The 11,628-nt window shown below is 52.2% G+C and carries 10 protein-coding genes; all 10 read right to left on the reverse strand.

Annotated elements, in window-relative coordinates:
- Positions 1-2: 2 nt before the first annotated feature.
- The 10 genes from pstB to atpG all read right to left on the reverse strand — a co-directional run bounded on the left by pstB (position 3) and on the right by atpG (position 11,628).
- A complete protein-coding gene (gene pstB, locus J1784_RS15710; RefSeq protein WP_013577692.1) occupies positions 3-770 on the reverse strand; it encodes a phosphate ABC transporter ATP-binding protein PstB in 768 nt (255 codons plus the stop codon).
- 92 nt (positions 771-862) lie between these two features.
- Complete coding sequence (gene pstA / locus J1784_RS15715; protein ID WP_120507911.1) at positions 863-1,750, reverse strand: phosphate ABC transporter permease PstA; 888 nt, start codon at positions 1,748-1,750, stop codon at positions 863-865.
- Between the two features lies 1 nt (position 1,751).
- A complete protein-coding gene (pstC, locus tag J1784_RS15720; RefSeq protein WP_217150017.1) occupies positions 1,752-2,708 on the reverse strand; it encodes a phosphate ABC transporter permease PstC in 957 nt (318 codons plus the stop codon).
- 175 nt (positions 2,709-2,883) lie between these two features.
- Positions 2,884-3,924, reverse strand: coding sequence for a phosphate ABC transporter substrate-binding protein PstS (gene pstS, locus J1784_RS15725; RefSeq protein ID WP_217150018.1), 1,041 nt, complete (start codon positions 3,922-3,924; stop codon positions 2,884-2,886).
- Positions 3,925-4,140: 216 nt separating this feature from the next.
- Positions 4,141-5,025, reverse strand: a complete 885-nt coding sequence (rluF, locus tag J1784_RS15730) for a 23S rRNA pseudouridine(2604) synthase RluF (RefSeq protein WP_217150019.1) — start codon at positions 5,023-5,025, stop codon at positions 4,141-4,143.
- A 174-nt stretch (positions 5,026-5,199) separates the two neighbouring features.
- On the reverse strand, positions 5,200-7,029 hold the full coding sequence (gene glmS / locus J1784_RS15735; RefSeq protein ID WP_217150020.1) for a glutamine--fructose-6-phosphate transaminase (isomerizing): 1,830 nt from the start codon (positions 7,027-7,029) through the stop codon (positions 5,200-5,202).
- A gap of 228 nt (positions 7,030-7,257) precedes the next feature.
- Entirely contained in the window at positions 7,258-8,628 is a 1,371-nt protein-coding gene (glmU, locus tag J1784_RS15740) for a bifunctional UDP-N-acetylglucosamine diphosphorylase/glucosamine-1-phosphate N-acetyltransferase GlmU (RefSeq protein WP_217150021.1), read from the reverse strand.
- Positions 8,629-8,899: 271 nt separating this feature from the next.
- A complete protein-coding gene (locus J1784_RS15745; protein ID WP_095924048.1) occupies positions 8,900-9,322 on the reverse strand; it encodes a F0F1 ATP synthase subunit epsilon in 423 nt (140 codons plus the stop codon).
- A 27-nt stretch (positions 9,323-9,349) separates the two neighbouring features.
- Positions 9,350-10,732, reverse strand: coding sequence for a F0F1 ATP synthase subunit beta (gene atpD / locus J1784_RS15750; RefSeq protein WP_095924049.1), 1,383 nt, complete (start codon positions 10,730-10,732; stop codon positions 9,350-9,352).
- 32 nt (positions 10,733-10,764) lie between these two features.
- Positions 10,765-11,628, reverse strand: a complete 864-nt coding sequence (gene atpG, locus J1784_RS15755; protein ID WP_112290861.1) for a F0F1 ATP synthase subunit gamma — start codon at positions 11,626-11,628, stop codon at positions 10,765-10,767.

Genomic DNA, 11,628 nt, shown 5'->3' on the forward strand with positions numbered 1-11,628 from the left:
CCTCAACCGTAGCGGCCAGTAATGTAATCTTCAGTCTGTTTGCGCGCTGGCGACGTGAACAGCGAGTCGGTGTCGCTGTATTCGATCAGTTCGCCCAGATACATAAACGCAGTGCGATCTGAACAACGCGCAGCCTGCTGCATGTTGTGGGTCACGATCACCACGGTATAATCAGATTTTAGTTCGGTGATCAGCTCTTCGATACGCCCGGTAGAAATCGGATCCAGCGCTGAACAAGGTTCGTCGAGCAGCAGAACGTCAGGGCGGATCGCAATCCCGCGCGCGATACACAGACGCTGTTGCTGACCACCGGACAAGCTGTAACCGCTCTGGTGCAGCTTGTCTTTAGATTCATTCCACAGTGCAGCTTTGGTCAGCGCCCACTGCACGCGTTCGTCCATATCGGTACGGGAAAGCTTTTCAAACAGACGCACACCAAACGCGATGTTGTCGTAAATCGACATCGGGAACGGTGTCGGTTTCTGGAAGACCATGCCGACTTTGGCGCGCAGCAGCGCGATATCCTGCTTATCAACCAGAATGTTTTCGCCATCGAGCAGGATTTCACCCTCAGCGTGCTGTTCCGGGTACAGCTGATACATTTTGTTGAAAGTACGCAGCAGCGTGGATTTACCACAACCTGACGGACCGATGAATGCCGTGACTTCGTTCTTAGCGATATCCAGGGAAATATTTTTCAGCGCGTGGAATTTGCCGTAATAAAAGTTCAGATCGCGAACCTGAATCTTGCTGTTGGATGCGTCAGTCATTCTCAGACATCTCTCTTATTCGCGCGCCGCGTGGCGACGCCGGGTAAACAGTGACGGCAGCCGTTATCGTCTGCCCTCAGTAATGAATTACGTTATTGCTTTTTCGGGGCGAAAATCACACGCGCCAGAATGTTCAGCAGCAGTACACACACGGTAATCAGCAGCACGCCCGCCCAGGCCAGTTGTTGCCATTCGCCAAACGGGCTCATCGCAAACTTAAAGATGGTCACCGGCAGGTTGGCAATCGGCTGCATCATGTCGGTGCTCCAGAACTGGTTGGAGAGTGACGTGAACAGCAGCGGCGCGGTTTCACCGGCAATACGGGCGATGGCCAGCAAAATACCGGTGATGATGCCGGAAACAGAGGCTTTCAGGGTAATGGCCGAAATCATTTTCCATTTCGGTGTACCCAGTGCGTAAGCCGCTTCGCGCAGGCTGTCCGGCACCAGTTTCAGCATGTTTTCTGTGGTACGGATAACAATCGGAATTTGTAACAGCGCCAGCGCCAGAACGCCTGCCCAGCCAGAGAAGTGCCCCATTTTTGCCACCATAATGGTGTACACAAACAGGCCCACAACGATGGACGGTGCAGAAAGCAAAATGTCGTTAATGAAGCGAATAAATTCAGCGAGCCAGGATTTGCGACCGTATTCGGCCAGATAAATCCCCGCCATCACGCCCAGTGGCGTACCGATGACCGTAGCCCATAAAATCAGTAATCCGCTGCCTGCAATGGCATTTGCCAGTCCACCGCCCGCCGTGTTCGGTGGCGGCGTGTTTTGCGTGAACAGCGCCAGCGACATCCCGTCCACACCTTTCACGATGGTGGTAAACAGGATCCAGACCAGCCAGAACAGACCAAACGCCATGGTCATCATCGAAACCATCAGAGCCAGACGGTTTTTCTGCCGGCGCCATGCCTGACGTTTGCGACGCGATTCCAGTAATGCTGCATTACTTTGCATGTCGAGTGTCGTCATCTTAACGGCCCTCTTTCTTAGCCAGACGCAGGATCATCACTTTCGACAGCGCCAGAACAATAAAGGTAATAACGAACAGGATAAGTCCCAGTTCCATCAGCGCGGCAGTGTGCAGACCGGCTTCCGCTTCCGCGAATTCGTTGGCCAGCGCGGAGGTAATACTGTTGCCCGGCGCGTACAACGATGCGCTGTCGAGCTGGTAGGTGTTACCGATAATAAAGGTCACAGCCATGGTTTCACCCAGTGCGCGGCCAAGGCCTAACATCACGCCGCCAATCACGCCGTTTTTGGTGAACGGCAGCACGATGCGCCAGATAACTTCCCACGTGGTGCAGCCGATACCGTAAGCAGATTCTTTCATCATCACCGGCGTTTGCTCGAACACATCACGCATGACGGAAGCAATGTACGGGATGATCATGATGGCAAGAATGACACCTGCCGCCAGTATACCGATACCAAACCCCGGACCGGCGAACAGAGCGCCAACAATCGGGATACCGGAAAGCACATCACCTACCGGTGTCTGGAAGTACTGTGCAAATAGCGGTGCGAAAATAAAAAGACCCCACATGCCATAAACAATACTGGGTATCGCCGCCAGCAGTTCAATCGCAATACCGAGCGGACGTTTCATCCAGTTCGGTGCCAGTTCGGTGAGGAATAATGCAATACCAAAGCTGACCGGTACGGCAATCAGCAAGGCGATAATCGAAGTCACTACTGTGCCGTAAATTGGCACCAGTGCACCGAATTGTTCGTTCGGGGCATCCCAGGTTTTCGTCCACAGGAAGGATAAACCAAACTTCTCGATGCTTGGCAGGGAAGCAATAAACAGCGAGACGATAATGCCGCCCAGCATGAATAGCACAATCAGCGCAGCCAGTTTGACCAGAGCGCCGAAGATGATGTCACCGTTTTTGCTGGGTGCCTTGATAGCCGGCTTGTATTCAGCCATACCACTCTCTTTTAATTCAGATTTAATTCCCTCCCCGGCCGGAGAGGGAATGAAGCAGAGTTACTATACCCAAAATAATTGGAGTTGTACCAAGGCAGCAAGCAAGTGGATCCCGATGAGCTTACTCAAGCGAGCGCAGCTAACGCCGGTGCAGCTTCAAGTATGACGGGTATTCCTAGTAAAGTGCTTTGCCGCTGCTGTCTTTGATGTTGGTTTTCCAGGCTGCGCGGATTTGCTCAACCACTGATTCTGGCAGGGCTGCGTAATCCAGATCGGTCGTCAGCTTATTGCCGTTTTTGTAAGCCCAGTCGAAGAACTTCAGCACTTCGGTGCCTTTCGCTGCGTCTTTCTGATCTTTGTAAACCAGAATGAAGGTGGTGGAACTGATAGGCCAGGCGTTGTCACCTTTCTGATTGGTCAGGTCCTGAGCGAAGGTTTTGCTCCAGTCAGCGCCTTTAGCCGCGGCACTGAAGGATTCTTCAGTCGGGCTGATCGCTTTACCGTCAGCATCAACCAGCTTGGTGTAAGCCAGGTTGTTTTGCTTGGCGTAAGCATATTCTACGTAACCGATTGAACCAGGAAGGCGCTGAACGAAGGCTGCGACGCCGTCGTTACCTTTACCGCCGAGACCGGTTGGCCAGTTAACAGTAGAACCTGAACCAATTTTGTCTTTCCACTCGCTGTTCACTTTAGCCAGATAGCTGGTAAAGACATAAGAGGTACCGGAACCGTCAGCACGGCGAACAACCGCGATATTGGTGTCTGGCAGTTTCACGCCCGGGTTCAGTTTGGTGATCGCCGCGTCGTTCCACTTTTTGATTTTGCCGAGGTAAATATCACCCAGCGTTGCACCATCCAGCGTCAGCTGACCTGATTTGATCCCCGGGATATTAACAGCCAGTACCACGCCACCGATTACAGTAGGGAACTGGAACAGGCCGTTTTTAGCCAGATCTTCGTCTTTCATCGGGGCATCAGATGCGCCGAAATCTACGGTCTTAGCGATAATTTGTTTCACGCCGCCGGAAGAACCGATGCCCTGATAGTTAACCTGCGTACCGTTTGCTTTCTGATATGCGTCAGCCCACTTTGCGTAAACAGGAGCTGGGAAGGTACCGCCAGCGCCAGTCAGGTTAGTGGCAGCGAAAGCAGACATTGCTGTGAGGGAGAAAGTCGCTGCTACAAGACCGGCGACGGTGTTACGCATCAATTTCATGTTCCACTCCTGGTGGTTTTAAACTTCCCGACTGATGTCGACGTTAATTAAAGTGTTTGGCACAGGAGGAAAATAGGACAGTTTAGTGACAGTAAAATGTACGTTATGTGACAGTTTTATGACACTGGTCACAATTCAAACCAGACGGGCAAAATGCGGGGGTTTTAAGCGGAAAATGCCGGTTCTGACACCGGCAGATGACAAAAAGCGGGAAACTTAACGGCCTTTCTTCTTACGTCCTGGCTGCGCAAAGCGCTTACGGGAGGCGGCGTTACCTTCCGGTTTATCGGAATTTTTTGTTTTTGTGACAGCCGGTTTGGCCGCCGGTTTTTTAGCCTGAGCCGGTTTTGACGGCGTTTTTTTCGCCGGTTTATCTTCCGAAGACGAGTTTTCAATCAGCTTAAATAACTCGATCAGTTCATCATCGGTCAGGTCGCGCCATTCGCCCAGCGGCAATCCTTTCAGATTGATGTTCATGATGCGCACACGTTCAAGCTTAGTGACTTCAAAACCAAAGTGCTTGGTCATACGGCGGATCTGACGGTTAAGCCCCTGCACCAGCGTAATGCGAAACACCATCGGCGCTTCTTTCTTCACTTTGCACTTTTTGGTCACAGTACCGAGCATGGGTACGCCCGCGCCCATACCGGCAATAAACTCGTCAGTGATCGGCTTGTTGACGGTCACGATGTATTCTTTTTCGTGGTCGTTACCGGCGCGCAGGATTTTGTTGACCAGATCACCGTGGTTGGTCAGTAAAATCAGACCCTGTGAATCTTTGTCCAGGCGGCCAATAGGGAAGACGCGTTTGCTGTGATTAACGAAATCGCGGATGTTGTCCCGCTCACCTTCTTCCATCGTGGTGATGATGCCGACTGGCTTGTTCAGCGCGATAAGCACCAGATCTTCTTCATCTCGCGGCTCGATAATCTGACCATTCACTTTCACCACATCGCCGGCAAATACCTGAGCCCCTACCGCGGCACGCCTGCCATTGATAAAAACATTTCCCTGTTCGATGTAACGATCGGCATCGCGGCGCGAGCAAATTCCGCTCTCGCTAATGTATTTGTTAAGACGAATGGAGGAGTCGGTCAGCATTGAGCAAAGCACCTTCAGAAAAACGCGAACTATACCTTATCCGGCGCGGGTTACGAAGTCTGAGAGAATAAAATCGTGACCAGTTGCCGAGAAAGAGAAAAACCGGAAACAATAAAAAAGCGCCCCGCAAGGCGCTTATACAATTTCTACAATCTGGCGCAGAACCGGACGAACTTATTCCACGGTCACAGATTTCGCCAGGTTACGTGGCTGGTCAACGTCGGTGCCTTTAATCAGCGCAACGTAGTAGGACAGCAACTGTAATGGCACGGTGTAGAAAATCGGTGCGACGATTTCTTCTACGTGTGGCAGCTGGATAATTTTCATCCCTTCGCTGTCAGAGAAACCGGCGTCCTGATCGGCGAAGACGTACAACAGCCCGCCACGGGCGCGTACTTCTTCGATATTCGATTTCAGTTTTTCCAGCAATTCGTTATTTGGAGCAACAACGATCACAGGCATATCCGCGTCAATCAGCGCCAGCGGGCCATGTTTCAGCTCGCCTGCCGCATAAGCTTCAGCGTGAATATAAGAAATCTCTTTCAGTTTCAGCGCACCTTCCATCGCGATCGGATACTGATCGCCGCGACCGAGAAACAGAGCGTGATGTTTGTCAGAGAAACCTTCGGCCAGCGATTCGATGGTTTTATCCAGCGACAGCATCTGTTCGATACGCGCAGGGAGTGCCTGAAGCGCGTGAACAATGTCGTGCTCAACTTGCGGGCTCATCCCTTTCAGGCGGCCCATGCGCGCCACCAGCATCAGCAGAACGGTCAGCTGGGTAGTGAATGCTTTGGTGGAGGCCACACCGATTTCTGTGCCCGCTTTGGTCATCAGTGCCAGGTCAGACTCACGAACCAAAGAAGAACCGGCCACGTTACAGACCGCCAGAGAACCGAGATATCCCAGCTCTTTCGACAGACGCAGCGCTGCCAGGGTATCGGCCGTTTCACCAGACTGAGAAAGCGTGATGATTAAACTGCCCGGACGCACAGCGGATTTGCGATAACGGAATTCGGAGGCAATCTCGACATCACAAGGCATACCGGCCAGCGATTCGAACCAGTAACGTGCCACCATGCCGGAATTATAAGAAGTCCCGCAGGCGATGATCTGCACGTGCTGAACACGGGACAGAATTTCGTCAGCTTTTTCGCCCAACTCGCTCAGATTCACTTCGCCGTGACTGAAACGCCCTTCCAGGGTGTTTTTAATGGCCAGCGGCTGTTCGTAAATCTCTTTTTGCATGTAGTGACGGTAAGCGCCCTTATCACCAGCGTCGTACTGTACTTTGGATTCGATTTCGACACGCTCTACAGCGTGACCATTTTTGTCATAAACGCTGACGGAACGGCGCTTAACTTCAGCAACATCCCCTTCTTCCAGGAACAGGAAGCGGCGGGTCACGGGCAACAGCGCCAGCTGGTCGGAAGCGATAAAGTTTTCACCTACGCCACGGCCAATCACCAGCGGACTGCCGGAACGGGCAGCAACCAGAACGGACGGGTCACGTCGGTCCATCACTACCGTGCCGTATGCACCTCGCAGTTGCGGGATGACACGCTGAACGACTTCCAGCAAAGTGCCGCCCTGAAGTTGTTCCCAATGCACCAGATGCGCGATCACTTCGGTATCCGTTTCGGAATCAAAACGGTAGCCGCGTTCAATCAGTAATTCACGCAGAGGTTCGTGGTTTTCGATAATACCGTTATGCACCACCGCAATGTAATCAGACACATGCGGGTGAGCGTTGGCTTCAGAAGGCTCGCCGTGGGTTGCCCAGCGGGTGTGAGCAATACCGGTACCGCCGTGCAAAGGATGTTCATCCAAAGCATCGGCCAGCATCTGGACTTTACCCAGACGACGCAGACGTCCCATTTTTCCGTCGGCATCAATCACAGCCAGACCGGCTGAGTCATAACCGCGGTATTCGAGACGGCGTAAACCTTCCAACAAAATTTCAGCAATATCGCGTTGCGCTACAGCGCCTACAATTCCACACATCAGTTTTATTCCTATAGAAGGTCTTTCGGGACCTTTTTTGATGCCTGACCTGATTTATCCACAAGCCCCGTTTTCCGGTGTACTTGCGGTTCCCCGAGCCTTGTAGAGAGTTGGGGATTATTATGTTTTGGTCTGCATTTCGATGATAAAACGCAGACCAAAACACAACGCGATAAACACACATCAGGCGCAGAAAACTGCGCCTGAATGATTAACTCTCTGAGTAGCTTATTTTTTCTTCACCGGTTTTTGCCAGTCAGGTTTATGCACCTGCGGCACACGGCTAAGCAGCAAACCGTTGTCCGGCACATCGCGCGTCACGGTCGTACCCGCCGCGATAGTCACGTTATTCCCCACGCTCACTGGCGCGACCAGCTGCGTGTCAGAACCGACGAAGACATCATTCCCGATGACAGTTTTGTGTTTGTTCACGCCGTCGTAGTTACAGGTGATGGTGCCTGCGCCGATATTCACGTTATCGCCAATCTCGGCATCGCCAAGATATGTCAGATGCCCGGCTTTAGAGCCTTTACCCAGACGCGCCTTTTTAATTTCGACGAAATTACCGACATGCGCGCCTTCAGCCAGTTCAGCGCCTGGGCGCAGACGGGCGAAAGGCCCGACTGTACAACCGTTTTCCAGCACCGCATCTTCAAAAACACTGTACGGGCTGACTTCACAATCATCGCCAATCACACAGTTCTTCAGCACGCAGCCTGTACCAATTTTGACGCGATCACCCAGTTTTACGTGGCCTTCGATAATCACGTTCGTGTCGATCACCACATCAATGCCGTGCGCCAGCTCGCCGCGCAGATCAAAACGCGCCGGATCCATCAGCATCACGCCTTCCAGCAACAGGCGTTCAGCCTGTTCGCTCTGATATACGCGCTCGAGACGGGAAAGTTGCAGGCGGTTATTCACACCATCCACTTCACTGTTTCGTGCCGGATGAACGGTGGCGATCAGGTGCCCTTCCGCGTGCGCCATCGCAATAATATCGGTGATGTAGTATTCACCCTGCGCATTGTTGTTATTCAACTGACCAAGCCAGCGTTTGAACGATGCACCGTTTGCCACCAGAATGCCGGTGTTAATTTCCTGAATTTTCAGCTGTTCTTCGCTGGCATCTTTCTGCTCAATGATGCCGGTGACAATGCCGTTCTCACGAACGATACGTCCATAACCGGTCGGGTCATCCAGCACAACGGTCAGTAAACCAATGCCACCTTCAGGTTTGGCTTTGAGTAACTTGTTCAGAGTGTCGACTGAAATCAGCGGAACATCGCCGTACAGCATCAGCACATCTTCATCATCGGCAAAGAACGGCGCTGCCTGCTGCATCGCATGGCCGGTGCCCAGTTGCTCAGCCTGCAATACCCAGTTCAGATCACTGCCTGCCAGATTTTTCTTCAGTAAATCACCGCCGTGGCCGTAAACCAGATGCACATTCCGGGCACCCACTTGCGTGGCCGCATCAATGACGTGCTGAACCATTGGCTTGCCAGCCAAAGGATGAAGAACTTTCGGAAGGTTGGAGTACATGCGTGTCCCCTTGCCCGCGGCAAGGATCACCACACTCAGTGCGCTGTTCGACATAGGTAACCTGACAAATCCAATTTGAGTGACAAAAGTAACCCGTTCATTGGACGGATTACTACATATTTCGCTTCAAAAACCGCCCACAGACCGCAGCCTGCAAGGGTTGTATGCTGCATAGACTACACCAAAAAAACTGAGGGTAAAGTGTCGATTAATCACGCAAGTATTCCACTAAAAGCGAGAATTTGCGTTGGGAAAAAGACTGAAAATGCACTTTTTTAAAAGCAAAAAAAAAGCGACCCGAAGGTCGCTTTTCTAACTGATGTCGTTACATCGCTTTTCTGGTCAGTTCGATAACGCGAAGTTTCGCGATCGCCTTAGCCAGTTCCGCTGACGCCTGAGCGTAATCAACGTCGCCGTGAGAACCACTAATGTGTTCTTCCGCTTTGCGCTTAGCTTCAAGCGCGCGCGCTTCGTCGAGGTCTTGCCCACGGATTGCAGTATCAGCCAACACGGTCGTTGCATTCGGCTGCACCTCAAGGATGCCACCGGAAAGATAGATATACTCTTCTTCACCGTGTTCTTTAACAATGCGCACCATGCCAGGCTTGATGGCGGTGAGCAGCGGAGCATGCCCCGGGAAAATACCCAGTTCGCCTTCGCTACCCGTCACCTGGATTTTTTGTACCATGCCTTCAAACATACGTTTTTCAGCACTTACAACATCCAGATGGTAAGCTTTTTCAGCCATGTCATCCTCTCTCACAACAAGCTAGCGTTACAGTTTCTTGGCTTTTTCCACTGCTTCATCAATGGTGCCAACCATGTAGAACGCTTGTTCCGGCAGGTGATCGTAGTCGCCGTCCATAATGCCTTTGAAACCACGAATGGTATCTTTCAGCGATACGAACTTGCCCGGAGAACCGGTGAAGACTTCGGCCACAAAGAATGGCTGGGAAAGGAAACGTTCAATCTTACGCGCACGGGATACAGCCAGCTTGTCATCTTCTGACAGCTCGTCCATACCCAGGATCGCGATGATGTCTTTCAGTTCCTTGTAACGTTGCAGAATAGACTGCACGCCACGAGCCACATCATAGTGTTCCTGACCAACAACCAGTGGATCCAGCTGACGGCTGGTAGAATCCAGTGGGTCAACCGCCGGGTAGATACCCAGTGACGCGATCTGACGGCTCAGTACCACGGTCGCATCTAAGTGAGCGAAGGTGGTGGCTGGGGATGGGTCAGTCAAGTCATCCGCAGGAACGTAAACGGCCTGTACGGAAGTGATTGAACCACTTTTGGTAGAGGTGATACGTTCTTGCAGAGCGCCCATCTCTTCCGCCAGTGTTGGCTGATAACCTACCGCTGATGGCATACGGCCCAGAAGTGCGGACACTTCGGTACCGGCCAGGGTATAACGGTAAATGTTGTCAACGAACAGCAGTACGTCACGACCTTCATCACGGAATTTCTCCGCCATGGTCAGGCCGGTCAGTGCAACGCGCAGACGGTTACCTGGTGGCTCATTCATCTGACCATAGACCAGGGAAACTTTGTCGATAACGTTGGATTCGGTCATTTCGTGGTAGAAGTCGTTACCCTCACGAGTACGTTCACCCACGCCTGCAAACACAGAATAACCGGAGTGCTCGATCGCGATGTTACGGATCAGCTCCATCATGTTTACAGTTTTACCTACACCCGCACCACCGAACAGACCGACTTTACCGCCCTTAGCGAACGGACACATCAGGTCCATAACCTTGATACCGGTTTCCAGCAGTTCCTGGGAGTTTGCCAGCTCTTCATAAGAAGGCGCAGCACGGTGAATCGCACGACGTTCTTCTTCGCCGATTGCACCTTTCATGTCGATTGGTTCACCCAATACGTTCATGATACGACCCAGAGTTGCAACACCCACCGGTACTTCAATTGGGTGTTCCAGGTTGTTCACTTTCAGACCGCGACGCAGGCCGTCTGAGGTACCCATTGCGATACAACGAACAACGCCGCCGCCTAACTGTTGCTGTACTTCCAGCACCAGTTTGGAGGTACCGTTTTCTACCTCAAGAGCATTGTACACGTTCGGTACTGCATCCTGAGGGAACTCGACGTCCACCACGGCGCCGATTACCTGGATAATCTTTCCAGTAGCCATCTTGAATCCTCTACGTAATTCGTAAACCTAGCTTAAACCGCGGAGGCTCCCCCGACGATCTCGGTGAGTTCCTGAGTGATGCTGGCCTGACGAGCTTTGTTGTATACCAACTGCAGCTCTTTGATCAGGCTGCCGCCGTTATCGGTTGCGGCTTTCATCGCTACCATTCGCGCGGCCTGTTCGCTGGCCAGGTTTTCTACGACGCCCTGATAAACCTGGGATTCCACGTAGCGACGCAGGAGGGTGTCCAGCAGTGCTTTAGGGTCCGGCTCATACAGGTAATCCCAGGACTTCTTCGCCAGTTCGCCGTCTTCTGCCGGTGGCAGTGGCAACAACTGAACGATGCGGGGTTCCTGAGACATGGTATTGATAAATTTATTGCTGACAACGCATAACTTGTCTAAGCGACCTTCGTCGAAAGCCTGCAACATCACTTTCACCGGTCCGATCAGTTCTGACAGAGAAGGGTTATCCCCCATGCCAGTAACCTGAGCAACAACGTTGCCACCCACGGAGCCGAAGAAAGAGGCTGCTTTGGAACCGATCAGTGCGAGATCAACTTCAACACCTTTTTCGGACCAGCCTTTCATCTCTGACAGCAGCTTTTTGAACAGGTTAATGTTCAGACCACCACAAAGACCACGGTCGGTAGACACCACCAGATACCCGACGCGCTTAATTTCACGCTCATCCAGGTACGGGTGCTTGTATTCCAGATTCCCAAGCGCAAGGTGACCAATCACTTCACGGATGGTTTCTGCATAAGGACGGCTGGCCGCCATGCGATCCTGCGTTTTACGCATTTTGGAGGCGGCGACCATTTCCATCGCTTTAGTGATCTTTTGCGTGTTTTGCACGCTGCTGATCTTACTACGTATCTCTTTTCCGCCGGCCAT

The organism is Rahnella ecdela, from assembly GCF_019049625.1.
Taxonomy (GTDB): Bacteria; Pseudomonadota; Gammaproteobacteria; order Enterobacterales; family Enterobacteriaceae; genus Rahnella; species Rahnella ecdela.